We start from the raw sequence: 23,902 nt of genomic DNA on the forward strand, positions 1-23,902 counted from the left end.
GCGGATTGCGGGGCCACGCGTTGAGCGCAGGCGTCACAGGCGTTGACGCAGGCCGGTCGCACGCTGGGCGGTGGTGTCCACCGCAGCGCGTACGGCGGCCTCGGAACCCACCACGACGACGCTCTCCTGGGCGCGCGTGACTGCCGTGTAGAAGAGCTCGCGGGTCAGGAGACGCGAGTCGGCCTCGGGCAGCAGCACCGCGATCCGGCGCGCCTGGCTGCCCTGGCTCTTGTGGATCGTCATCGCGTGCATGGTGTCGATCGCGTCGAGCCGACCCGGGGCGAAGGACCGGGGCGCGTCCGCGCCGGCAATCCAGGCGCGCGGGCGGCCCTTGGCGTCGGCGACCACGACGCCGGTCTCGCCGTTGTAGATGTCGAGGGCGTAGTCGTTGCTGGTCACCAGGAGCGGACGGCCGGCGTACCAGGCGGAGCCGAGCGGGGCACCCAGCTCCGCGGCCAGCCACTGCTCGACGTGGTGGTTCCAGACGCGGACACCGTGCGGACCCTCGCGGTGGGCGCACAGCAACCGGAAGCCGTCGAGCGCCGCGATGGCCTCCTGCGGGCCGGCGTCCTCCGCGGCACGGCGGACCGCGAGCGCCGAGGCCGTGCACTCGGCCCGCAACGCCGAGACCGGGTCGTCGGTCTCGACGTACTCGACCTCGCCGGTGCCCGCACGAAGCACCTCCAGGACCCGGTCGGCGGCGTCGGGGCCGTCGTCGCGCAACGCGGCGGCGAGGTCCTTGATCTCCTCCGTCGAGCGGTGGTTCCTGGTGAGGGCGACCACCGGCGAGTCGTCGTGGCCGGCGAAGCCGGCGACGAGGTCGGACAGGACGGCGCCGGCGCCGACCGAGGTCAGCTGGCGGGGGTCGCCGACCAGCACGAGGCGGGTCTCCGGACGGACCGCCTCGAGGAGCCGGGCCATCATCGTGAGGTCGACCATCGATGCCTCGTCGACCACGACGAGGTCGTACTTCAACCGGTTGCCGCGGTCGTGGCGGAACCGGGTCGTGTTGTCGGGGCGCCAGCCCAGGAGCCGGTGCAGGGTCATCGCCTCGGGCGCCGGGATCTGGTCCGGGCCGTCGCCGAGGGCGCCCAGGGCGCCGAGCTCGGCGCTCACCGCCTCCTGCAGCCGGGTCGCGGCCTTGCCCGTCGGTGCCGCGAGCGCGACCGACATCCGGCGGCTGTGGTCGGTCCGGAACTGGTCGGCCAACGCCAGCACCAGCCGCGCCACCGTCGTGGTCTTGCCCGTGCCGGGGCCGCCCGTCAGCACGGTCGTGCGGTGCCGGGCGGCGTGCTCGACGGCGCGGGCCTGCTCCTCGCTGAGGTGCTCGCCGCTCACCCGCTGCAGCGTCGCCGTCAGCATCGCCTCGTCAACCGGCGGGGCACCCAGCGCGATCCGCTCGGTCAGGTCGTCGGCCACCTGGCGCTCGAGCCGGTGGTAGCGATCGAGGTAGACCAGTCCGAGCTCGTGGTGGATGACGCCAGCGGTCACGAGGGGTGAGGCGTCGATCGCCGCGGTCCACTCGGCGAGGTCCGGCCAGGCTCCATCAACACCCAGCTCGACGAGGTCCGGAAGTCCCTCGAGGTCGAGGCCCACGGATCCGGCACGCACCGATCGGACCGCGAGCGCCACGGCGAGCTTGACCCGCTCGTCGCTCTCCCCGCCCAGCGCGGCGACGCGTTCGGCGACCCGGACGTCGGCCGCGTCGATCACACCAGCGGCGTTGAACGCGCCGAGCGAGCCGGCCACGCGCCGCGCCACGCGCGGGTCGTGCGGCGAGGTCACCTCGAAGAGCCCGGTCATCGGCGCACCCCCTCCAGTGATCCGTCCAGCAGGTCGGACAGGTCGGTGACCAGCGCGGCGGGCGGCTGCCACGTGAAGATGCCGCAGGGTGCGCCGTCGACGGACGGGTTGTCGGGCCCGCACATGCCCCGCAGGTAGAGGTACGCGACGCCGCCGAAGTGCTGCTCCGGGTCGTAGCCAGGCTGGCGCCAGCGCAGGAACCGGTGCAGCACCACGGCGTACAACAGCGCCTGGAGCGGGTAGTCCGAGTGACCCATGGCGTCCACCAGCTCCGAGGGTCGGTACGACGCCGCGGTGAGCGGCTCCTCGCGCGGGCCCAGCCAGTTGGTCTTGTAGTCGACGATGACGTAGCGGGGCGCATCGAGCGACCCGAGCCGCAGGACGACGTCGACCGACCCGGTGAGGTAGCCGCGCAGCGTCTGTCCGCCGAGCAGGGGGTTGTCGAGGGAGTCGGCGTAGGCCCGCACCGGGTCGCCCTCGGGCAGGTGGCGGCGGAGCAGGCCGGCAATGTCACCGAGCAGGACCGTGCTCTCCCCCGGCGCGTCGGCGGCGTCGCCACCGGCGAGCGGCAGCTCGAAGTCGAGCTCGCAGAGCCGGTCCCGGACGCCGATCCGGCGCAGCGTCGTACCGTCCATCAACGGGCCGAGAGGCGTGTCCAGGACCGCCACCAGGGCATCGGCGAGCTCGCCCGGGTCGACCGGAACCGGCCACCAGGTGAGCTGTTCGTCGATGTGGGTCAGCAGCTCGGCGCGCAGGTCGGCAGCGGTGGGATCGGTGTGCTCGAGGACCGCGTGGACGAGGGAACCGAAGGTGGCTCCGACGGGGAGGTCGGCCATGGGTGACGAGACGTCCAGGCCGGGGGTCTCGACGGGCTCGATCGACGGGACCTCCGCGAGGTGCTCGTCGTCCTTGGCCTCCACCTCCGGCTCGCTGTCGACCGCCGGCTGCCCGACCTCGGCGGCGAGGTCCACGTTGCTGAGGGAGGAGTACGACGTCCGCCGCCAGCCGGTGTCGACGGACCGCGTGAACGTGCGGGCCGCCAGGTCGGCCGGCGGCTCGATCGCGAGCGGAGCGGTCGCCGCGGCCGGCTGGGACACCTCGGGGCTCGGTCCGCCCCGGTCGCGCCAGCTGGCGAACAGCGCGGTGACGGCGTCCTCGTCGGGGACGGGTGGCGCGGTGGGCACGTCGGCGCGCAGCTCGCCGTCGGCGCCGGACTGCCGCATGAGCAGGCGGTGCAGCGGGGAGGCCTCGGCGTTCTTGGTCGGTGCCCACCATGCGACCACCTGGCTCTGGGCGCGGGTGACGGCGACGTACAGCAACCGCAGCCACTCACCGGCCTCCTCGTCGGCCCAGCGCCGGACGTGGTCACCCCAGTCGGGCCCGGAGCCGCCGATGTCGAGGCAGCGCTGTCCGGTGGCGTCGTGGAACAGCGGCCGCTTGGGCTTGCCGACGAACCGGTCGCCGAGCGCCGGGAGGTAGACGATCGGGTACTGCAGGCCCTTGCTCGCATGGATCGTGACGAGCTGCACCGCCGCGGCGTCGGAGTCGAGCCGGCGGGTGCGTTCGGCGCCGCGGCCCTCGCGCGCCTCGAGCACCTGCTGGCGCAACCAGGCGAGCAGCGCGACCGCACCCATCTGCTCGCGCTGCGCGACCTCGTGCAGCACCTCGCCGATGTGGCGCACGTCGGTCAGCGTCCGCTCGCCACCGATCCGGCCGAGCATCCGGGCCGGCATCCCGCCGGACGTGGCCGCCTCGAGCACCGCGGCCACACCGCGGCGGGCCAGGGCTTCGGACCAGGACCGGACCCTGTCGCCGAGGTCGTCGGCGAGGTCGTCGCCACCGTCGGCGAGCCCGGCGGCGTCGTACCCGAGGAAGCAGGTCAGCGCCGCGGCGCGCACGCGGGCCATCCGGTGCGGCTGCTCCAGCGCCTCCAGCAGGGACAGCCACTCGGTGGCCGCGGGCGTCGCGAAGACACTGCCGCCGCCGGCGATCACGGCCGGGACCCCGACCGCCTGGAGCGCGGCGCGCGCGGCCGAGAGGTCCGCGTGGCGGTAGCAGATGACGGCGACGTCGCTGGGTCGCAACGGACGCCCCTCGAAGGTCGCGTCGCTGGTGATCAGCGCCCGGATGTCGTGGGCGAGGTCGTCGGCGATGTGGGGACGCACCTTCGCCACCGGAAGCATCGTCGCCGGCCCCCGACGGAAGGTCTCGCGCCGCACCACCCGCAGGCGGAACGGCGTGGGGTTCGGTGCGCCTGCGAGCCGCGACTCCTGGTGGTGGGCGGTCACGTCGTGCACCACGATCTCCGGGTCGCCCAGCTCGGCTCCCTGCAACAGCTTCTGGAACGCGCCGAGCAGGCCGGCATCGCTGCGCCGGTTGATCCCCAGGGTCTGCTGGGTCGTGGCGGTTGCCGCGGCTGCGAGGTACGTCGTCACGTCGCCGCCGCGGAACGCGTAGATCGCCTGCTTCGGGTCGCCGATCAGCACCATGGTGGCGTGGCCGGAGAACGCACGGTCGAACACCTGCCACTGCACCGGGTCGGTGTCCTGGAACTCGTCGACCAGCACGATCTTCCAGCGGGCACGCATCCGCGCCCGGGCCGGGGAGTCGGGGTGCGCGAGCGCCTCCGCGAGTTGGCTGAGCAGGTCGTCGTACGACAGGACGCCGAGGCGGCGCTTGCGCCGTTCCAGCTCCGTTCGTACGGCGGCCGCGAAGGCCACGCGCCGACCAGCGGGCTGCTCGCGGGGCAACCCGGCGGGCTCGAGCTGCGACTGCGGGTCGTTGACCACGGCGCGGGCGATGGCCAGCGCCTCGCTGTGCGTGAAGGGCGGAGCAGACCCGTCGGAGGACTGCGCGAAGGCGCGGAGGTAGAGGTCGTCGACGACCTCGACCAGGCGGTCGTCGAGGTTCTCGACGAGCCGGGCGCGGGCGTCGGTGTCGCCGGCGACGCCGAGCGAGTCGAGGACCAGCGAGCAGAACTGGTGGATGGTGGCGACGGTCGCGGCGTCGAAGTCGGCGAGCGCCTGCACGACGCGGCTGTGCCGGAGGGCGCGATCGGCATCGGAGCAGTCGAGGATCTGGGCGATCAGCTCGGTCTGCCCCGTCGATCCAGCATCCGCGGGGAGGTCTCCGGCCAGCGCCTGCTCGGCCTCGACGAGCTGGCGACGGACCTGCTCGCGCAGCTCCTGGCTGGCAGCGCGGCCGAAGGTCACCACGAGCAGCTGCTCAAGCGGGATGCCCTCCTCGGCGACGTAGCGGGTGACGAGGGCGCCGATGGTCCAGGTCTTCCCGGTGCCGGCGCTGGCCTCGAGCAGGGTGGTGCCGGTGGGGAGGTCGGCACGGATGTCGAACGGGTTCAGCTGGGCCACTAGAGGACACCCACCCTCTCCGCACCGGCGAGCAGCGGCTCCCACAGCTGCCACGCCCACGTGGTCAGGCCGGCGTCGACGAGCACGTCGATCGGGGCATCGGGCCCGTAGATCCGGCGGTGTGAAGGGTCGTCGTCCTCGCCCTTGATCCCCCAGTCGTTCCAGGGGTCGGTGACCCACGACCGGGCAGCGGCCTCGACCGGGTCGATGTCCATGCCCCGCAGCGACTTGGCCTGCGCCTCGGCCCATGCGTTCGCCGTCGCGAGTGGCAGGGGCAGCGGTCGGGTCAGCCCCTGGTCGTGGAGCTCCACGATCGAGGTGAGCCACTCGAGGGCGCGGTGGTCGAGCGGACCGACCAGGGCGCGTTGCGGCCCGGCCTTGGAACGGGCGATCGCGTGGGCGGTCCAGTTCTCGTCGGGATGGGAGGCGCTCAGCGCGAGCACGTCGAGCCAGGAGGACAGCCGCTGCTTCGGCTTGAGCCGCGAGTAGGACAGCGACACGACCTGGTTGCCGTGCACCTGCGGCACCGTGCCCGTCAGCCGTCGCCCGCCGCCGAGGTCGATGTCGACGTCGATGCTGCGGGCCGCACCCGTGCGGACCGGTGCGCTGCGGGTGAACAGCTCCTGACACTCCGCGACCACCTTGGTCAGCTCGCCGCGGCCCAGCTCGAACGGCGGCAGGGTGCCGCGCAGCTGCTCGGCCACCATCACTGCCGTCGCCGTGGCACCCGGGTCCTCGGCAGCGAGGACCTCCCGCAGCAACCGGTCGCCGATCTGCCACACCTCGAGGCCGTTGAGGGTCACCGGGATCGCGTCGGCCACCTGGTCGGGCTCGAACGGTGTCGCCACCTCGAGCCGTCGGCGCAGGAAGTAGCGCGCCGGGTGATGCAGGAACGCACGCAGGTCGGCGAGCGACACGTCTGCTGGCGGTTGGGCGGGCAACGCGTCGGGCAGGAACGCCGGGACCGGCACGCGCTCGGCCACCGAAGCCAGCGCACCGGCCAGGGACGAACGGTCGAAGCTGAACGGACCGTCGGTGGCCAGCGATCCCGGCACATGGTTGCGGACGTCGTACGGCTGCAGGGGGTGGCGTACGACGACGTCGGCGCGCACCGGCGCGGCAGCAGTGCGGTCGAGAGCATCGAGCAGCTCGCCGAGAGGTACGGCGGGGGGCCGCTCCTGGCCGGTGTGCTCGGCGGCGCCGGTGTAGGTGATCACGAGGCGTTCGCCGGCGGCGAGCACCGCGTCGAGCAGCAGCTGCCGGTCCTCGGCGCGCAGGTCGCGCTCGCCGACGACGGGACGGCGCGCGAGCACGTCGTCGCCGTCGATGCCGGTCGCGCGCGGGAAGACGCCGTCGTCCAGCCCGACCAGGCAGACCACGCGGTGGGGCACCGAGCGCATCGGGACCATCGTGCAGACGGTGAGGGTGCCGGTGCGGAAGTTCGCCCGGGTGGGCCGGCCGGCGAGGCGGGCCTGCAGGAGCGCGCGGACGTCGGCCAGCCGGAGCGGGACGTCGGGGCCGGTCTCGTCGGCGCTGGCCCGTGCCCGGGCGAGCTCGCGCTCGAACTGGGGAAGCTGCCACGCGGCGTCGGGGTCGACCTCACACAGGTCGCGCACGCCCCCGGTGATCGCGTCGAACCAGTCGTCGGCCGCGGTCGCCGTGCTCAGCGCCGCGAGGCACGCACCGAGGCGCGCCACGGCTTCGCTGAGCCGGCCGACGAGCTCGATCTCGCCGCTCGCGACGTCGTCGACGGGCAGTCCGCGTCCGAGGTGCTGGTGCTCGTCGTCGCTCATCGCGACACCCAGGAGCAGCCGGTCGAGGCCGGCGCGCCAGGTGTTGTGCTCGAAGCCCTCCATGGCGTACGACGTCCGCTGGGTGCCGTCGATCCCCCACCGGATGCCGGCTTCAGCGACCCAGCGGGTGATCCGGGCGAGGTCGTCGTCGCTGAACCCGAACCGGCGGCGGCAGACCTCCCGCGAGAGCAGGTCGATCACCTGCGACGCGGTCGCCCGGCCACCGGCCAGCTCGACGAGCGCGACGGCGACGCCGAGCAACGGGTTGGTGCTGCTGGCGGCGCGATCGGCGAGCCGGACCCGCAGCCGGTGGGCGGGATGCAGCACATCGGCCACGCCCTTCGCGGACTCGTCGGTGATCAACTCGCCCAGCCCGAAACCGGCCGAGATCAGGGGCGCGAAGGTCTCGATGTCGGGGCACATCACCACGATGTCGCGGGGCTCCAGGGTCGGGTCGTCCTCGAGCAGGCCGACCAGCACCTCGCGCAGGACGTCGATCTGACGGGCCGCGCCGTGGCAGGCGTGCACCTGCACGGTGCGGTCCCTGGGGTCGAAAGCACGGGCGGCGCGTGCCCCGGCCTCGGGTGCGTGGTTGGCACGGAGGTCGGCCTGGAGCCAGCCGAGCAGGTTCTCCGGGGCTTCTGGATCGGGGGCAGCGCCGGCATCGATGGCGTCGCCCTCGCGTACGCGCGCGCCCAGGACGGTGGCGAGCTCGCGGGCGTCACGACCGAGCGAGGCGAGCAGCGGGTGGCCGACCAGGTCGGCGGACCGAGAGGCGTCGCGCGGAGTGACCGCCGCTTCGGCCGAGGCCACCGCGTCCCACAGGGCCGCCGACGGCTGCGCGAGCCAGAGGTGCACGTCGCGGTGCTGGCCGAGTGCAGCGAGCAGGTCGATCTCGGTCTCGGGCAGCCGGGTGTGCCCGAACAGGGACAGCCGGTCGGGCAGGTCCAGGCCGGCCATCTCTCCCGCTCGCAGGGCAGTGCAGACCCGCGCATGCCGGACGTCCGGCGGCTCGGTGTGCCCGGCCTCGGCCATCCGCGCCAGCAGCCGCCGCCACAGCTCGGCCTCCCAGCGCAGGTCGCCCACCAGCTCCCCGGCACCGTCGCCACCGATGCCGTCCGTGTCCCGCCCCTCACGCCAGTCGGTGACGAGCGCCGGCCGCTGGACGGCGTACGACGAGAACCGCTCCGCGAGACGCCGGGCGACCGACCAGCGGCGGCTGCGCCGCAGCTCGCCTTCTTCCCCGGCGAGGCCGTGGCCGAGGTGCGTGGCCAGGGTGGCGCACCACGGCTCGCCGAGGTGCGCGTCGATGGTGGCCAGCAGTGGCCAGACGAGCCGGTCGGGGTGCCACGGGTCGTCGCGGTCGCGACCGAGCAGCAGCCCCACCAGCGATGCAGGTTGCAGGAACTGCACGCCCGCGCACACGCCGTCGCCGCCGCACGGTCCGACGCCGAGGTGGTGGGAGAGGCGCTGGGTGAGCCAGCGCTCCACCCCCTTCGCCGGCACCACGACGACCTCGCTCGCGAACGGATCGGCCAGCGGCGTCGCCAACAGCGCGCCGAGCTCGTCGGCGAGCAGGTCGGTCCGCGCGGCGCGGTGCAGGTGGAGGGCCATCGTGGCCCGAGGTTAGTGCGCGGGTCCGACTTCTGGTGACGGCATGTCGGCGAGCACGGCCGCCATCGTGGTCCGGCCGACCTCGATGGCTGCCTCGATGGAGGGCAGGTCGCTGCTCAGCCGGCCCACGTCGGGCGAGCCGACCGGCGGACGTACCTCCACCAGCGTGGCCACGGGGGCGGCCGTCGCCTCCGCCAGGTGGAGGTCATCGGCGGCGTAGGTCTGGTGCCGCTCGACGTGGGCGCGGCCCGACTTCCAGCCGTGCCTGAGGAAGTACGGCGCCAGCAGGGCCCGCTCGAACCGGGACGGCGGCGTCGCGTACTGGTCGGAGCGGCGAGTCCGCAGGACGAGCACGTGCGTCGCGCCGTCAGCCAACGCGCTGCGATACGGCACGCCCTCGGAGAGGCCGCCGTCGACCCACGTGCGCCCACCGAGAGGAACCGGGCGACCGGCCAGCAGTGGCAGGCACGAGGTCGCCCGCAGTGCGGTCTGCAGGCTGCGCCGATCGGTGACGTACGGCGCCAGGTCGACCCCCTCGCCGGTGCGGGCATCGGTCGCCATCGGATGGAAGCCGATCGGGTTGGCGATGATCGCCTCGAAGTCCATCGGCGTGATCGCCTCGTAGACGTGGTGGACCAGGCGCCCGAGGTCGATCAGCGGCCCGCCCCGCAGCACCCGCCGCGGGTCGGTGATCCCGGCGGCGGCGACCTCCGGCCACGCCCAGCTACGCATCCACCGCTGCGCCTCACCCGTCAGCAGCCACGCCCCGTTGAGCGCACCGCCCGACGTCCCGTAGACGTCGTCGAAGGCGTCGGTCAGTCCGGCCTCGTCCAGGGCCAGCGCCATTCCCGCCGAATAGGCAGCCCGGTTGCCGCCACCTTCGATGGCGAGTGCCACGCGGAAGTCGTCCTCGCGCGCACCCGGCCGGCTGGCCGTCGTACGACGGCTGCGGAGGACGTCGAGGACCGAGAGTGCGTTCACCTGTCCGACGTTAGCGAAGCCGCCAGCGCGCCCACGGAACCGAATCGTTCGCGCCGTCGTCTTCAAGAAGTGCAGCAGCCGTTCAGATCCGTGGCCCTGGCGCCGCTCTGCGTCGTGTTCAGCTCGTGCGCTGGGGGCGGCGAGAGCCCAGACGAGGATGCAGCATCGGGAGGTGCCCGTACGACGGGACCGACACCGGACACGAGTGCAGGCGACGCAGCTGTTTGGTTCCTGCACCAGGACGCGCACCTGACACCCGACTCCACGACTCTCCCTGTCGGCGTCGCACGTCTGGGCTGCAACGGTGGCGTGACCGGCGAGGTTCTTGAGCCTCACGTCGTCTACGAAGACTCACGGGTGGTGCTGACCTTCCGCGTGGGGCCACACAGCGACGGCGGCACCTGCCCCAGCAACAAGCGGGTGCGCTACGACGTCACCCTCGCCGAGCCGTTGGGGGACAGGGCCCTGATCGATGGCCAGTGCATGGCTACGGGAGAAGCCGGCAGCACCAGTCACTGCCTGCCCGACGCAGTCCGCTGGAAGCCCTGATCGTGGTTGCAACCGGCGATCTGAACCTCCGCACCGACAGAAGGATCAGGCGGCGGTGAAGTCGTCGGCGAGGTGCACGGCAATTCCCCTGAGCGCGAGGTACTCGCCTCGGGTGATGGCGGTGGTGCCGTGGGTGGTGACGAGGCGGTGCAGGCCGTGGGGCGTACGCCAGATCCAGCGGTCGGGTCCGAGCTGATGCACCGAATAGCCGGCATGCGTTTTGGCGCGGTGGTGGTGTCGCCGGAGCGGGGTGTCGTTGTGATCGCCGGTCTGGCCGGGTGGGCCGTGTTTGTCATATGGCGTCGTGTGGTCGTGGTCCGGTGGCCGGCCTGTCTTGGTGAAGAGGCCGGTGGCGTGGGGGAACACGTCGCCCAGGGTGCGGAGCTCGGTGCGGGTCTTGACGTCGGTGGGGTGTTCGTAGCCTCCGGTGTGCAGGTCGATGACCGGGGTGATGGTGATGTTGGCGTGGCGGCGGAGCAGGTCGCGGACCTGGGACAGGAGTCTCGGTCCCAGGCCCTCGACCCTGGCGACGGGGCCGAGGGCGCCGGTGTCGGGGTCTTCGGCGACGTGCACGACCACCACCGCGGAAGGCCCCGCGGCCGGGCCGGTTGCAGGCGCCTCGGGTGCGGGTGCCTCGGCGGGCTGGTCGAACTCGTCGGTGGGTTCGTCGACGGGCTGATCGGTCTCGCCGCGCAGGAACGCCAGGACGGCGGCGGGGTCAGCAAGCATCGCGAAGGCCTCGGCCCGCCAGTGGTCCATCGACAACGGCTCCTCACCCTCAGCGGGCGGGCCAGCGTGGGTGGCCAGGGCCTGGGCGAGTTCTTCGATGAACTCGCGGTGGGCTTCGAGGTCGACCTCATCGATCCGCGCCACCACACTCCCGATGCCGGCGGTGTCACCTTCGATGGACTCGCCGGGCTTGGGTCGTGAGTGCCACACGCCCTTACGGGCCCGGTTCGCCTCGATGCGTTCGGCGTGGGCGATCGGGTCGGCCTCGATGATCTTGGCCTCGGCGATCTCCAAGATCCGTGCCGGCGCCTCATCCAGTGCTTCAGCGACCGCGACATCCACGATCACAACCTGCTCAGCAGTGAGTTTGCGGGACATGGCCGCGACCTTGGTGCCGACCCAGGTCTCGCAACGCAACGCCTGCAACCCGGCCCACACCAAGGGGAGTCGGTGGCGCAGGTCGAACGCATCAGCGGCGCGGCGCCGGGTGGTGAACACCGACTCCCGGCGAGCGACCGCGATCTCCACCAACGCCAGGTCCGAGACCTTCGGAGTGCCCTCCCCACCCAGGGTGATCAGTCGCGGGCCGCCGTACCGGACCGGGACCGCATTGGGTTCGTCCTGCGGGTCACCGGAGAACGCATCACCCCACGCCAACAGCACTTCAAGCTTGCGAACCTCGACCCGACGACCATCGAGCACAGCCTCGTCAGCCGCCTGGAGCAACCGCTTCGGCGACATTTCCGCGAGAGCCGAGATCATACATAGATGATACCGAACAGATGTTCGATCGGCAAGTGACTCAAGGACCTTGTGGATTGTTCATGTCTCAGGACATCGGTGACAGTTCTGGATCAGGACATCGGTGGCAGGGCGAACTCTTCGATCACCGAAGCCGGTCCGGAGTGCGTTCTCCGAGACCCGACCGGACGACGTGAACTGCTTCGCCGAGCACCCGCCGGAGCACGCGTATCTCGGCCGCCGTCCATCGCGGCGCGTAGGTCTCGACGCCGAAGGCCCGTGGCACGTTCGCGGCCGTCAGCTTGTGGTGGCAGCGGTCAGCCAGGCGTCCGCGGTGACGGAACGGCCGCCCCAGCGAGTGGGCGACGTCGATCGCGAAGTTCCACAGGTCAAGGCCCGCCTTGGTGTCCAGCGAGGTGGACGCTCCGCGTAGCCACGACTGGGCTGGTTCGAAGTCGAGTTCGGTGACGTCGGTGTTCTCGACGCCATCGTCGTCGGCGAGACGCCAGCCACGCTCGCGGACGGTACGCAGACACTCCTCCGGGCTGCTCCACAAGGCGACGTGGCAGCCCTCCGTGGCAAGGATCTCGTCGCCGTGAGGTCCAGTGCCCCACCACGCGACCGGCGACCAGCCGTCGAAGCGCACGGTCGTGACGAATCCGTCGACCGGAACCAGGCCCGCATGTTCAACTGGAGGCGCATCGTTCACCGCAACATCAGCGCGCGACTGACTCGCCAGGATCTTACGGATCAGCGGCCTCGTGAAGGCCAGTTCGGGATCTTCTGTCCGATCAGAGTCGTGGAAGTACTCACCCTCGTCGAAGGCGTCGAAGACGCTGTCGAAGACCTCCGGGCGGTTGGCATCCTGCAGCGTCACGTAGAAGTGGAGTGAGTTGGCGACAGCGTCGGCAATCTCGAAGGTCAACGCATCGGCGTCATACCGGCGTGCGAGTTCCAGCGCAACGTCGCCGAGAAGGGCGTCCCGGGTCAGACCGGTGCCTGCGACCCACTCAGTCATGTCCGTCGAGGAGATGTGCCAGCCCGGCTGGTTGGCAACGGCGCGGCGTACGAGTTCGCCCAACACCTCGATGACGCTCACAAGCGGAAGTTCATCACGCGACGCTCCGGGCGCTGTCGTCCCGAGCAGCGCGGCATGCCAGGACGCCAGACGGATCACGCAATGGCGATCCTGTTCTCGTCACCAGGATCCAGCCACACCGAGATCTCCTTGCCCACAGCCACCCGCTTGGCTGGCCCCTTCTGCAGCGGCAGCTCCAGCGCAACCACCCGCGGCCCCGACAAGTCCTGAATCTCCACCTCGATCCGCTTCACCTCCACGCCGACAAGCGTCCGCCCGGTAGGGACGACAGCCACCACCCGACCGGTGACCTGGCGGCCGGTCGCGTGGATCCGCTGCAGTTCCGCCGCCATCGCGTCGAAGACGGCCTTCTCGTCCTTGTCGACACCGGCCCAGGTCGCGCCCGCGGCAGCTTCGACGGCCGCTGCCTTCTGCACCGCGAGCTCTGCCTCCTCGGCCGCGAGCACCTCGGCAGCCTCGGCACGATCCGCGTCGGTCGGCGCCACCCCGAAGGGGTTGGCCAGCCGCCCGACGACCTTGTCGAACCCGCCGCGCTGGTCGGCCACCGCACGATCGAGCGCAGCCTTCCGGTCCCATGCCACCTCGTGGTTGCGGTACGCCGCGTCCCAGTCGATCCACAGGTCCAGCGGATCCTTCGGGTTGACCCGGCACGGCACGCCGACACCCGGCATCAAGCCGTACGTCCGCTTGAGGCGGACCTTGTACCAACGCTTCCCGGTGCCACCCACCTGCGTCTCGATGGTCCAGGTCGGCACCTTGCGCTCGTCGTTCTCCACGACGTACGGCGCCCGCCCGGGCACCCGGACCTCCCAGGTGACGGCGAGCCGGCTGCTCGTCTCGACGCCCGGGGCACCGCCCTCACCCTCCTGGGTCCAAGTCGCCGCACCCACGGACCGAATCACGACCGCCACCGCCTCCAGCCAGCCGGACGGCGGGTTGCGGAGCAGACCGAGATCACCCACGGTCAGTCCAGCTCGCGAACCACCCGCGCCGGATTCCCCACGGCCAGCACCCCAGCCGGCAGGTCCTTCGTCACGACCGACCCAGCCCCGACCACCGTGTTCGCACCGATGGTCACACCGGGGCAGACGATCACCCCACCGCCGAGCCACACGTTGTCACCGATCGTGATCGGCTTCGCGGACTCCCACTTGGCCCGGCGCAGGTCCGCTCCCAGCGGATGGATCGGCGTCAGCAGCTGGCAGTTCGGACCGATCTGCACGTCGTCCCCGATGGTGATCGCCACGACGTCGAGCGCGATGAGCCCGAAGTTCACGAACGAGCGCGAGCCAATGGTGATCTGCGTTCCGTAGTCGACCTGCAGCGGCGGCCGGATCTCCGTGTCCTCGCCGATCTCGCCGAGGAGCTCAGCCAGCAGCGCGCGGCGGCGCTCGACCTCGCGAGCAGTCGTGGCGTTGAACTCCGACGTCAGGTCGCTCGCCCGGTGATACGCGAAGACGATCTCCGGGTCGTCGGCCAGGTAGAGGTCGCCGTCCACCATCCGCTGGTGCATGCCACGCGGGTCGTCCGGGTCCCGCGGGTCGAGCGGATCACGGGGGTACGCGGGATACGTCATCGCTCACTCCTTCTCGTGGTGCCGGCGTTCCTCGACCTTCTTGCGCAACCGTTCCCGCTCCTCGTGCGCGGCCACCTCGGCCTCGTCGATCTTGCCCTCCAGGGCCGCGACCGCTTCGGGCTTGCCGTGGAAGCGACGGAAGGCGTAGACCAGCAGGGCCAGGGCGAGGACGCACGAGAAGAGCAGGGTGACGCCCGTCCAGACGCCGCCGAACAGCCACCACTTGTCGCCGATCGGCCACCACGACGGCACGTCCGGGCCAACGATCCAGAGCACGCCGAACGCGCCCAACCCGAGCCCCGCAAGAGTCGACATGATCACCCGCGGCCAGGTCGCGACACCCTCGGCTGCTCCGCGCAGCGCGCGCAGCATCACCGGGTCCAACAGCCGCTCGGCCCACGTGTACTGCTGCGACAACACGGCCAGACCGGCCGCCATGAGCAGCAGGCCGGGACCGGGCAGCACCATCGCGGCCACACCGGCGAGCAGCAGGACCCAGCCGACGACCTCCAGCAGGAGCCGCTTCGCCGTACCGGTCATCGTCCGCCACCGAAGCGGTCCAGCCAGGCCAGGACGTCGTCGTCCGCATTGCCGTGCGCGGCCGCGATCCGGGCCCAGGTCACCGCCATGGTGTGGAACCGCAGCGGGTTGTAGACGTCCTCCTCGCCGGAGAAGAGCCCGTCGCCGGCGTACGTCATGATCGTGATGTTGGGCTCGACGAGCATCGTCCCGTCGCCGGGGTCGGGCATCGGGTTGAGCACCTCGCAGACGAGGCGGTTCTGCTCGGCGTCGACCACCTGCCACGAGAGCGGGAAGCCGGTCATCACCCGGCCGGGGTACGACGTCATCGTCTTCATCGACCAGGCCCGGATCTCGTCGCGGCCGGTGAAGGTCCCCATCGCATGTTCGACGTAGACGGCGTCGGGCGTGAACAGGTCGGCGTAGCCGCTCCAGTCACCACTCGCGACGAAGCCCGCGACCTTGCCGTGGAAGGTGGCGTACGCATCGGTGATCTCGGCGGCCGAGAAGCCGGTGGCCGTGGGTGAACCGCTCATGGGTTGATTCAAACAGGTGGGCCCACACCCGACACTAGGCTGCGCCCATGCCCCGCGGATCCAGCCATCGACGCAGCCCGTTCGGCTCGCGCCTGCTGGGTCCGCGCGACCAGCCTCCCCGTCGGTTGCGGATCCGCATCCAGCTGCTGCTGACGTTCCTGCTGATCTCCACCAACGTCATCGGCGCCGTCGTCGTGTTCGTGCTGAACACGTGGGCGGTCCCGTCACCCGATCCGAACAAGGAGATGGTGATCGCACTCGCGATCGCGATCCCGACGTACGTCCTCGTCGCCGCCCTGGTCGGAGCCGTCTGGGGTACGACGACCTCGCTGCGCGCGCTGCGCTGGGCGACCCAGCCCGGGGTCGATCCCGACCACAGCCAACGCGCTCGCGCCCTGCGGGTGCCGCTCGTGCTGACCACCATGCAGTTGGGCATGTGGGGCGTGGGCACGGCGTTGTTCACGATGCTGACGGTGATGCTGCAGCCCTCGCGTGCCCTGGGCACCGGGCTCACCGTGGGGATCGGCGCCGTCGTGGTCGCCGGGATCTCCTACCTGCTGACCGAGTTCTCCCTGCGTCCGATCGCGGCCCGCGCGCTGTCCGACGTACGGGTCACCGGCAAGCTCCGCGGGGTCGGTGTCGGCCCCCGCATGGCGATCTTCTGGACCCTCGGAACGGGCACTCCGATCATCGGACTCCTGATCGTGGCGATCCTTGCCCTGACACCCAGCGGCAAGGACGTCACGTTGCAGGACCTCGCCGTGGTGACGATCATCGTCTGCGGCATCGTGCTGGTGTTCGGCCTGCTGCTGACCGACCTCAACGCCCGCGCGGTCGTCGCGCCCATCCTGTCGGTGCGCGACGCGATGCGCGCCGTCGAGGGCGGGGAGCTCGCGAGCGACGTGATCGTCTACGACGGCACCGAGCTCGGGCAGCTCCAGAGCGGGTTCAACGAGATGGTGGCGGGCCTCCAGGAGCGCGAGCAGATCCGCGACCTGTTCGGTCGCCACGTCGGCCAGGAGGTGGCCGCCGCGGCCGCGGCCCTCGGTGCGGGCGAGATCGAGCTCGGCGGCGAGACCCGCGTCTGTTCGGTGCTGTTCGTCGACCTCGTGGGGTCGACGACGTACGCCACCGAGCACGGGCCGGCCGAGGTCGTCGCCGTGCTCAACCGGTTCTTCGGGGTCGTGGTCGACGAGGTGGACCGCCACTACGGGCTGGTCAACAAGTTCATCGGCGACGCGGTGCTGGCCGTGTTCGGCGCGCCCGTCGAGCTCGAGGAGCACGCCAGCGCGGCACTGTCCGCGGCCCGGGCGATGGCGGTCCGGCTGGCGATCGAGGTGCCGGAGGTCGGCGCCGGGATCGGCGTCGCCACCGGGCAGGTGGTGGCTGGCAACGTCGGCCACGAGCAACGGTTCGAGTACACCGTGATCGGCGATGCGGTGAACTCGGCGGCCCGGCTCACCGACCTCGCCAAGGACGTGCCCGGCGGCGTGCTCGCGGCGTGGGAGTCCGTCGAGACGGCACACCTGGCAGGTGCCCCCGAGGCGGCGCACTGGATCGAGAACGGCGAAGCCACGCTGCGGGGCCGTTCGACGCCCACCCGCCTCGCCGTACCGCGCCCCAAGGTCGTCGAGTAGTCGCGAGGCACGAGCGACGTATCGAGACGCAGGACCTCACTGGAACTGGAGCTGGACCATCTCGTCGACCAGCCACTTGCCGTCGACACGGACCATGGACAGCTCGACACCGCTGCGCGCGTGGAGCGGCTCGGCTCCACCGCTGCGGATGTCCTTGTCGGTGAGGGTCTGGTCGGTGAAGACGAGGACCCGCACATGCTCGGCGTCCTTGGTCGTGGCGGCGGAGTTGACCACCCGCCCGCGGCTCACCAGCTCCTGCGGACCGATCATCTTCTCGCGGAGACCCTCGAGCGCCTCCGGGGAGTACTCCTTCTGGAACTTCTCGGTGCCGCTCGACGTCACCCACGTCATGTCGTCCTCGTAGGTGCGGTAGTCGTAGGTCAGCCACGAGACGACGATCCGCTCGGCCTCCTCGGTGGCCGCGCTCTCCGCGCTGGCGCGATCCTCGAGGTCGGACCGGTCCTGCGCAAGGACGAAGCACCCGACGGCCGCAGCGATCAGGAGCAGCGCCAGCACTGCGCAGAGGATCGGCCAACGCCGGTCGGACCTCGGCGCGGCATCCGTGTCGGCAGCACCCGTGTCGTCCACGACATCCGGGTCGACTGCATCCCCGTCGACGTCCACGACATCGGGGTCGACGGCTGGTTCAGCGGTTCGTTCCACGTCGTCTGTCATCGCTTTCATCGTAGGGGCTCCGGCGCCCATTGAGCGCCGCGTTGGGAGGCCGGGTAGCTCTTCAGGCACTGCCCGTCGTCCTGGAGGGGATGACGCTTCAGCTCGCGGGCACTGCGCTCGACGTGGCCGTAACCGCAGTACGTGTAGTACTCGAAGAAGGCATCGAGGTGGACCGCTCCGCCGTGGACGGCGTTGCCGAGCGCCCGGAACCCGCGCGGGTAGTCACGCAACAGCGCCCGCAGGTGCGGATCGCGTGCAGCCACGACGTCGGCGAGCGTGATGTAGGGATCGAGGTACGCCGGCAGGATGTCCTCGACGTCGCGGACCAGGCTGCGCATCTCCTCGATCTGGCCCGGAGCTCGTTCGAGCAACCGGACGAGGACCGGGTCGATCTTGCGCAGCCAGTCGGCGAAGACCGTCGCGTTGCGGGTGATCGTGTCGAAGTCCGGCACCAGGTCCGCGCCGAGGCGCAGCAGCCGGTCGCCGTTGTCGAGGAGCCGCTCGGTCAGGTCCGAACGAGCGTCGAACTCATGGAGGATCGATGACCCCTGCACGACCATCCGCTGCAGGTCGTCCTCGGTCCCCTTGAGCCCCTCGGCGGTCTCGGTCAGCACGGTTCGCAGTGCCTTGACGTCGATCTGCTCGATCAGGTTGTTCAGGTTGGTCGCTGCCGTGGCCAGGCTCGTCGGCAGGTCCCCGGCCTTGCCCTCGACGATGTCGCCGCTCTCGAGGAAGGGCGGCTTGTCCGTGGTGGGCTGGAAGTCGATGTACTGCTCGCCGACCGGCGACAGGCTCCGCACCTTGGGGCGGGCATCCACGGGGATGTCGGCCGAAGCGTCGAGCCGGACCGATGCCTCGATGCCGGTGTCCGAGAGGTTGAGGTCGGTCACCTTGCCGACGCGGACACCCCGATAGGCCACCTCGGAGCCCGCGTACAGGCCACCGCTGCTCGGGAACGTGACGGTCACGACGACCGGTCGCTCCGTCAACGGCGTCCTGAGCGCGACGCCGAACAGGTAGAGCAGGCAGAGCACGAACGACACGACGATGCCGGCGACGCTGGCGATGTACTTGCGCTTCATCGCCGTCCTCCCAGGAGGTCGAGACCCGGAAGCAGTGGCGCTCCAGCGTCGCCGGGAACCGGTGCGCGTGGTGCGCTTGCGATGGAACCGAGGAGGTTGAGCTGGGTCTTGGTCAGGTTGAGCCTGGCGCGCAGCGGCAGCACTTCGCTGGGCACCGTCTTCTCGAGCTGCGAGGCCACCGCGATCAGGTTGTCCAGGCCCGAGCGGAGCGACGAGCGGGTCGACAGCACGGCGTCGGCGATCGGCCCGAGGTCCCTCAGGATGGTGAGGAGCGGGTCGTCGACCTTGAGCGCGAGACGCTTGGCCGTCGCGGCGAGGTCCTTGGCTCCGGCGAGGAGGGCGATGACCTTGTCGGTGTCCTCGCCGAGGGTCTCGACGGCAGGTCCCACTTCACGCAGCGCTCGCTTGATCGTGCTCTGCCGCTTGGAGAGGACGTCCGACACGGACCGCAAGGCGGTGAGGGCACGGGAGATGTCCCCACGGCTTGCGTTGGCCTGGCGCAGGAACTCGGTCACCCGCTGGACGCTGGCCCGGATCTCGTCCTCCCGGCCACCCAACGCGGCGTTGAGCTCCTCGGCGATCACCTGCAGCTCGCCCAGACGACCACCGTTGATGAGGGTCGACGCCGACGCCAGCGCGTCCTCGACCGACGGGGCAGTGGCCGTGTTGGCCACCGGGAACTGGTCGTCGCCGGCGAGGTTCCTCGGCGACTTCCCCGGCGTGACCTGGATGAAGAGCTCACCCAGTGGCGTGTCGTAGCGCAGCCGGGCAGAGGAGTCGTCCGGAATCTCGACGGACGCCTTGATGTCCATGGTGACGTGCGCCTTGAAGTCCTTGACATCCACCGTCTGGACCCGCCCGACAGACACTCCGTTGACCTTCACCTGCGCGCCCTGGGCCAGGTTGAGGGCCTGGTCGAACACCGCTGACACCTGGTAGGTCTCGCCACCCACCGCCGAGCCGGGCAGCGGAAGGTCCTTGTAACCGGTCGAGCATCCCGCCAGCCCCACGACCAGCAGGAACGCCGACACCACGGCCAGCACCCGGCCCCTCGGGCCGGCCACGACTCCGGGCCTCATCAGTTGCCTCCCTGGTTGCCGCCGCCGAGGAGCGGGCCGAGGACACCGTCCAGAATCCCGGAGAGGTCCGGGAAAGTGGCCAGGTTGCAGACGGGACCGAGGAGCTGGCAGACCTTTTCGAAGAGCGGGCCGAGCGGCGTCAGCTGCGTCGGAATGGCGCGGACCAGGACGTGTCCCGAGGGTGTCGCCGTGTTGGCGACGTTCTGTGTCGCCAGGGGCAACACCTCGATCGTCTCCTCCAGGTCCCGGCGACTCGCCAGGATGTTGCGGAAGAGCTTCTGCACGTCGGTGAGACTGGCCTTGACCGCACCCCTGTTCTCCTTGCTGAACTTGGCGATCCGGTCGGCCGTCGCCGACACCCCCTCGAGGGCATCGGCGATGGTGTCCCGCTCCGAGTTGAGCAGCTCGATCGCGCCGCCGAGGTTGGCGACGAAGGTGCGCACCAGCTCCTCGTTGCTCACCAGGCCGCTCGCGAGCGTGTCGAGCGACTCCATCGTGGCGAAGATGTCCGAGCGCTGGCCGTGCACCGTGTCCACCAGGCTGGCGAGCCCGCTGACGGCTCCCCGCAGCTCGTCGCTGTTGCCGCTGAACGCCGCGGCGGTGACCTGGAGCATCTCGCGCAGCCCGTTGGCGACCTTCGGCGAGCTGAGTGATTCCGCCAGGTCCGAGATCGATCCGAGCACCCGGTCGAAGTCGACGGGCGTCCGGGTCCGTTCCATGGGGATCGTCGCACCGGAGGCCATCTCAGCGCCGCCGGAGTAGGCCGGCGTGAGCTCGACGTAACGGTCGGTGGCCACCGAGCGTGACACCACCACCGCCGCAGCATCGGCAGGGACCTTGATGTCGTCGTCGGTGACCGCCAGGGTCACCTCGACGACGCCGCCGCGCGGCTCGATCGCGGTGATCGTCCCGACCGGGACACCCATGACACCGACGTCGTTGCCGACGTAGAGGCCGGCGGCGTCAGCGAGGACCACGGTGATCTCACGGTCCTCGCTGCCGAACGGCACACATCCGGCGAGCGGGACGGCGGTCATCACGACCAGGGCTGAGGTGAGCAGACGGCGCATGTCAGCACCCTCCCGTCGGGCCGCAGCGAACCTTGTCGGGCAACGGGTCGATGAGCAGCAGGTTGACGAACGGGCCGTCGCCGGTCGCGTTGGCGAAGTACCGGGAGGTCACCGCGAGGTTGTGCAGGGCCGAGCGCAGCGCCTCGTCCCGGTTCACCAGCACGCTGACCACCGTGTTCAGGTCGCGCAGCATCGGCTTCAGGTCCGCCTCGTTGTCGTCCATGATCCCGTTGATCGATGCGGTCACCGAGGTGATGTCGCCCAGCAGGTCACGGATCGCCTCGCGGCGCCGGACCAGCTCGCCGATGACCAGGTTCGACTGCTCCATCAGCTTCACCAGGTCGGCCGTCCCGCTCGACAGCTGGTCGGAGATCTGCCGGGACGCCTCCAGCAGGTCACCGAACTGCTCGTCGCGGGCGGTGATCATCTCCGAGATCCGGGCCACGCCGTCGAACGCAGGACCCAGCTGCGGTCCGGCCACCTTGAGGGTGTCGGCGACCACGCTGAGGGCCTCGCTGATCTTCGTGGCGTCGATCTCGTCGACCGCCCCGGTGCCCTTGTCGATCACGTCCTGGAGGTTGAACGGAACCGAGGTGTGGGCGAGCGGGATCGTGTCGGCGGACAGCTCGCCGCTCCCTCCGGGGACGATGTCGAGGAAGTGGGTGCCGAGCAGGGTGCCCACCTTGATCGATGCCTCGGTCTGCGAGCCGAGGTCGATGTCGTTGGACACCGTGAACTCCACGACCACGTGATCACCGGCGACGCTCACCTTGCGTACCTCGCCGACCTCGACACCCGCGATCTGGACGCCTTCGGTGGCACGCAGCCCTGCGGTGTGGCTGAACTCGGCCTGATAGGTGCGGGCGCCGAACGGGACCACACTGATGGCGATCACGACGAGACCGAAGACTCCGAGGGCGACGAAGGCGGCGATCCCGATCCGGAAGGGTTCGTCCCGACTGAAGATCCTCTTCATCGACACGCCTCCGAGTTCGTTCCCGGCAGAGCCGTGGTGCTGATGGCGATGGCGCCGAGGTCGAGATCGAGGTCGCAGAAGTAGAAGGTCAGTGCGTTCCGGTACGACAGCACCCGCGAGAGGGTGCCCATGAGCGATCCGAAACCGTCGATCGCTCCTCCGAACCGGACCTTCTCGGACGCGAACATGTCCAGCAGCGCCTTGGCCTTCTCGACATCGGCGTTCAGCGGTCCCCGGACGTTGCGCAGGAAGCTCTCACTGGTGTCGAGGAGCTGGGAGATGTCGTCGATGGTGTTCCCGAAGTCCTTGCGGTGCTTCGCGAGACCGGTCATGAAGGTCGTCAGCTGCCGGATGGTGCCCCGCAGCTCGTCCCCCTGGCCGGCGAGATCGACGAGCACCGGGGTCAACCCGTCCATCACCTGGCCGAAGAGCTCGTCGCGGTCAGCGAGGTAGTTGGTCAGCTGCGCGGTCTGGGTGAGGAGGTCCGACACGGTGCCGCCCTCGCCCTGGAGCACCTTGATGACCGACTCGGAGAGCTTGTTGACGTCCTCCGGCTTGAGTACGTCGAACAACGGCCGGAAGCCGTTGAGCAGGGCGGTCAGGTCGAAGCCGGGACTCGTGCGAGCGATCGGCACAGCGGCGCCCTCGGCCATCTCCGAGCCGTGCTCGGCCGGTTGCACGATCGAGACGTACCGCTGCCCCAGGAGGTTCTGGTAGCGCATGACCAGGGTCGAGTTCGACAGGAGCGGCTGGTCGGCGCGCAGGGTGAAGTGCACGAGCGCTGTGGTCTTCGTGTCCTTGTCGACCTCGATACCGGTGATCTTGCCGACCTGGACGCCCGCGACCCGGACGTCGTCGCCCGAACGCAGGCCACTCACGTTGGCGAACTCCGCGGTGTACTCGCGGACGTCACCGTCGACCTCGTCGGCCATCGTGTTGGCGAGCAGGAGCAGCAGGATCGCGGACATCGCGAAGAACGCGATGACCTTGACGTAGACCGCCTTGACCCGGAACTTGGGTGCGTCAACCACAGTTGCCTCCGCGAGCTGAGCCGTAGCGCGGGCAGTCGGCGCGGGTGTAGTCGCCCGGACCGGTCAGCTGGACGTAGCCCTCGACGCGGGCGTAGCCGTCCTCCAGGACCGAGGAGAGCTTCTTCGAGACCGTGCCGGTCTCCAGCAACGTGTCGCGCAGGCCCCCACGCTCGTCGTACAGCGCGTCGACCAGGGTCACCGACAGCGACAGCGCACGGAGATAGTCGCTCTCGTGGGTGACGAGGAGCTTGTTGGCCTCCTGCGTCAGTGCGAGACCGCTGTCGAGCACCGTGGTGAGCTGCTCGCGCCGATCGATCAGGTTGTCGAGGCTGAACAGGGCGTCGTCCGTCGCGTCCAGCAGCTCCGGGGCGTTGCGGGCCACGGCATCGAGGTTCACCGCGAGCAGGCGCAGGTCCCCGCGAAGGCGCGGGATCAGCGGGGCGAACCTGGTCGTGTAGGCGTTCAGCGTGTCGAACGCGACGCCCAGGTCGTCGCCGCGTCCGTCGAGCACCGTCGACAGCGTGTGCAGGGCGGTCGCGAGCTCGGCCGGGCCGAGCGCGTCGACGAGGGTGTCGATGCTGTCGAGGGCAGTCTGGAGCTCGAGGGTCTTCGCCGAGGTGTCCTGGACGATGGTGCTGTCCGCCTTGATCGGGTCACCGGCCTGCTCGCCGCGAGGCACGACGAGGTCGACGTACGACGTCCCGAACACCGAAGCGGGAAGGACCCGGACGCGCACTCCGCCCGGGATCTTGTCGACCTGGTCCTTGTCGAGCTCCAGCCCGAGGCGCACCTGCCGGGCGTCGCCCTCGACGGAGATCACCTTGCCGACCACCATGCCGCGCATCTTGACGTCGACACCGCCGCGGATGGCGCCGCCGGCGGACTCGAGCTGGGCGGTGACGGGCACCCGGTCGGAGAACGAACCGTTGAGCTTCAGGTTCAGCACGACCACCATCGCGACCATGACACCGAGCACGACGGCACCCTGGAGCGCGAGCTCGTGACGGGACGGCTCTCCCTGGTGGGAACGGAAGATCGCCACGA

The 23,902-nt window shown here is 70.6% G+C and carries 19 protein-coding genes; 2 read left to right on the forward strand and 17 right to left on the reverse strand.

Going from position 1 to position 23,902, the window contains the following annotated elements; all coding sequences use genetic code 11:
• Window positions 1-33 precede the first annotated feature (33 nt).
• The 4 genes from recD to ASD84_RS10065 are packed head-to-tail and all read right to left on the reverse strand — an operon-like array spanning window position 34 to window position 9,559.
• A complete protein-coding gene (gene recD, locus ASD84_RS10050; protein ID WP_056709624.1) occupies window positions 34-1,803 on the reverse strand; it encodes an exodeoxyribonuclease V subunit alpha in 1,770 nt (589 codons plus the stop codon).
• Window positions 1,800-5,171, reverse strand: a complete 3,372-nt coding sequence (locus tag ASD84_RS10055; protein ID WP_235531054.1) for a UvrD-helicase domain-containing protein — start codon at window positions 5,169-5,171, stop codon at window positions 1,800-1,802. The genes recD and ASD84_RS10055 overlap by 4 nt, the downstream gene beginning before the upstream one ends.
• Window positions 5,171-8,578, reverse strand: a complete 3,408-nt coding sequence (recC, locus tag ASD84_RS10060) for an exodeoxyribonuclease V subunit gamma (RefSeq protein ID WP_056709626.1) — start codon at window positions 8,576-8,578, stop codon at window positions 5,171-5,173. The genes ASD84_RS10055 and recC overlap by 1 nt, the downstream gene beginning before the upstream one ends.
• 12 nt (window positions 8,579-8,590) lie before the next feature.
• Window positions 8,591-9,559, reverse strand: coding sequence for a patatin family protein (locus ASD84_RS10065; protein ID WP_056709627.1), 969 nt, complete (start codon window positions 9,557-9,559; stop codon window positions 8,591-8,593).
• 309 nt (window positions 9,560-9,868) lie between these two features.
• Here ASD84_RS10065 and ASD84_RS10070 point away from each other — a divergent pair, with 309 nt between their 5' ends.
• Window positions 9,869-10,108 (forward strand): hypothetical protein, encoded by a 240-nt coding sequence (locus ASD84_RS10070; protein WP_056709629.1) that lies wholly within the window; start codon window positions 9,869-9,871, stop codon window positions 10,106-10,108.
• A 45-nt stretch (window positions 10,109-10,153) separates the two neighbouring features.
• Here the strand turns inward: ASD84_RS10070 and ASD84_RS10075 are convergent, their stop codons facing one another.
• The 6 genes from ASD84_RS10075 to ASD84_RS10100 all read right to left on the reverse strand — a co-directional run bounded on the left by ASD84_RS10075 (window position 10,154) and on the right by ASD84_RS10100 (window position 15,308).
• Complete coding sequence (locus ASD84_RS10075) at window positions 10,154-11,599, reverse strand: hypothetical protein (RefSeq protein ID WP_156394683.1); 1,446 nt, start codon at window positions 11,597-11,599, stop codon at window positions 10,154-10,156.
• Between the two features lie 124 nt (window positions 11,600-11,723).
• A complete protein-coding gene (locus tag ASD84_RS10080) occupies window positions 11,724-12,677 on the reverse strand; it encodes a hypothetical protein (protein WP_056709634.1) in 954 nt (317 codons plus the stop codon).
• Window positions 12,678-12,751: 74 nt separating this feature from the next.
• Window positions 12,752-13,639 carry a hypothetical protein gene (locus ASD84_RS10085; RefSeq protein ID WP_056709636.1) on the reverse strand — a complete coding sequence of 296 codons (888 nt, stop codon included), beginning with the start codon at window positions 13,637-13,639 and terminating at the stop codon, window positions 12,752-12,754.
• A gap of 2 nt (window positions 13,640-13,641) precedes the next feature.
• Window positions 13,642-14,253 (reverse strand): sugar O-acetyltransferase, encoded by a 612-nt coding sequence (locus tag ASD84_RS10090; RefSeq protein WP_200954483.1) that lies wholly within the window; start codon window positions 14,251-14,253, stop codon window positions 13,642-13,644.
• Window positions 14,254-14,256: 3 nt separating this feature from the next.
• Window positions 14,257-14,793, reverse strand: a complete 537-nt coding sequence (locus ASD84_RS10095) for a PGPGW domain-containing protein (protein ID WP_056709638.1) — start codon at window positions 14,791-14,793, stop codon at window positions 14,257-14,259.
• Complete coding sequence (locus ASD84_RS10100) at window positions 14,790-15,308, reverse strand: nuclear transport factor 2 family protein (RefSeq protein WP_056709640.1); 519 nt, start codon at window positions 15,306-15,308, stop codon at window positions 14,790-14,792. Before ASD84_RS10100 ends, ASD84_RS10095 begins: the two co-directional genes overlap by 4 nt.
• Before the next feature lie 47 nt (window positions 15,309-15,355).
• Between ASD84_RS10100 and ASD84_RS10105 the strand changes: the two genes are divergently transcribed.
• Window positions 15,356-16,945 carry an adenylate/guanylate cyclase domain-containing protein gene (locus ASD84_RS10105; RefSeq protein ID WP_056709641.1) on the forward strand — a complete coding sequence of 530 codons (1,590 nt, stop codon included), beginning with the start codon at window positions 15,356-15,358 and terminating at the stop codon, window positions 16,943-16,945.
• A gap of 36 nt (window positions 16,946-16,981) precedes the next feature.
• On the opposite strand, the gene ASD84_RS10110 is transcribed toward ASD84_RS10105, so the two are convergent.
• From ASD84_RS10110 to ASD84_RS10140, 7 genes are read right to left on the reverse strand one after another with little or no spacing between them, the layout of a single operon-like run.
• The gene (locus tag ASD84_RS10110; protein ID WP_056709643.1) at window positions 16,982-17,620 is read right to left on the reverse strand and encodes a hypothetical protein; all 639 of its coding nucleotides are present in this window, start codon (window positions 17,618-17,620) and stop codon (window positions 16,982-16,984) included.
• 5 nt (window positions 17,621-17,625) lie between these two features.
• Window positions 17,626-18,702: an MCE family protein gene (locus ASD84_RS10115; RefSeq protein WP_056709645.1), complete on the reverse strand. Its 1,077-nt coding sequence runs from the start codon at window positions 18,700-18,702 to the stop codon at window positions 17,626-17,628.
• The gene (locus ASD84_RS10120; RefSeq protein ID WP_082573274.1) at window positions 18,699-19,781 is read right to left on the reverse strand and encodes an MCE family protein; all 1,083 of its coding nucleotides are present in this window, start codon (window positions 19,779-19,781) and stop codon (window positions 18,699-18,701) included. The genes ASD84_RS10115 and ASD84_RS10120 overlap by 4 nt, the downstream gene beginning before the upstream one ends.
• A complete protein-coding gene (locus ASD84_RS10125; protein ID WP_056709652.1) occupies window positions 19,781-20,851 on the reverse strand; it encodes an MCE family protein in 1,071 nt (356 codons plus the stop codon). The genes ASD84_RS10120 and ASD84_RS10125 overlap by 1 nt, the downstream gene beginning before the upstream one ends.
• A gap of 1 nt (window position 20,852) precedes the next feature.
• Window positions 20,853-21,827 carry an MCE family protein gene (locus ASD84_RS10130; RefSeq protein ID WP_056709654.1) on the reverse strand — a complete coding sequence of 325 codons (975 nt, stop codon included), beginning with the start codon at window positions 21,825-21,827 and terminating at the stop codon, window positions 20,853-20,855.
• Window positions 21,824-22,858 carry an MCE family protein gene (locus tag ASD84_RS10135; protein ID WP_056709656.1) on the reverse strand — a complete coding sequence of 345 codons (1,035 nt, stop codon included), beginning with the start codon at window positions 22,856-22,858 and terminating at the stop codon, window positions 21,824-21,826. Before ASD84_RS10135 ends, ASD84_RS10130 begins: the two co-directional genes overlap by 4 nt.
• Window positions 22,851-23,900 (reverse strand): MlaD family protein, encoded by a 1,050-nt coding sequence (locus ASD84_RS10140; RefSeq protein ID WP_056709658.1) that lies wholly within the window; start codon window positions 23,898-23,900, stop codon window positions 22,851-22,853. Before ASD84_RS10140 ends, ASD84_RS10135 begins: the two co-directional genes overlap by 8 nt.
• Window positions 23,901-23,902: the final 2 nt, after the last annotated feature.

It is taken from the genome of Nocardioides sp. Root682, assembly GCF_001427795.1.
GTDB lineage: Bacteria > Actinomycetota > Actinomycetes > Propionibacteriales > Nocardioidaceae > Nocardioides.

Coding starts and splice junctions, on each gene's coding strand:
- recD (WP_056709624.1), bottom strand. CDS start 1,803: ATGACCGGGCTCTTCGAGGTGACCTCGCCGCACGACCCGCGCGTGGCG.
- recC (WP_056709626.1), bottom strand. CDS start 8,578: ATGGCCCTCCACCTGCACCGCGCCGCGCGGACCGACCTGCTCGCCGAC.
- ASD84_RS10075 (WP_156394683.1), bottom strand. CDS start 11,599: ATGATCTCGGCTCTCGCGGAAATGTCGCCGAAGCGGTTGCTCCAGGCG.
- ASD84_RS10090 (WP_200954483.1), bottom strand. CDS start 14,253: ATGACGTATCCCGCGTACCCCCGTGATCCGCTCGACCCGCGGGACCCG.
- ASD84_RS10095 (WP_056709638.1), bottom strand. CDS start 14,793: ATGACCGGTACGGCGAAGCGGCTCCTGCTGGAGGTCGTCGGCTGGGTC.
- ASD84_RS10100 (WP_056709640.1), bottom strand. CDS start 15,308: ATGAGCGGTTCACCCACGGCCACCGGCTTCTCGGCCGCCGAGATCACC.
- ASD84_RS10105 (WP_056709641.1), top strand. CDS start 15,356: ATGCCCCGCGGATCCAGCCATCGACGCAGCCCGTTCGGCTCGCGCCTG.
- ASD84_RS10110 (WP_056709643.1), bottom strand. CDS start 17,620: ATGACAGACGACGTGGAACGAACCGCTGAACCAGCCGTCGACCCCGAT.
- ASD84_RS10115 (WP_056709645.1), bottom strand. CDS start 18,702: ATGAAGCGCAAGTACATCGCCAGCGTCGCCGGCATCGTCGTGTCGTTC.
- ASD84_RS10120 (WP_082573274.1), bottom strand. CDS start 19,781: ATGAGGCCCGGAGTCGTGGCCGGCCCGAGGGGCCGGGTGCTGGCCGTG.
- ASD84_RS10125 (WP_056709652.1), bottom strand. CDS start 20,851: ATGCGCCGTCTGCTCACCTCAGCCCTGGTCGTGATGACCGCCGTCCCG.
- ASD84_RS10130 (WP_056709654.1), bottom strand. CDS start 21,827: ATGAAGAGGATCTTCAGTCGGGACGAACCCTTCCGGATCGGGATCGCC.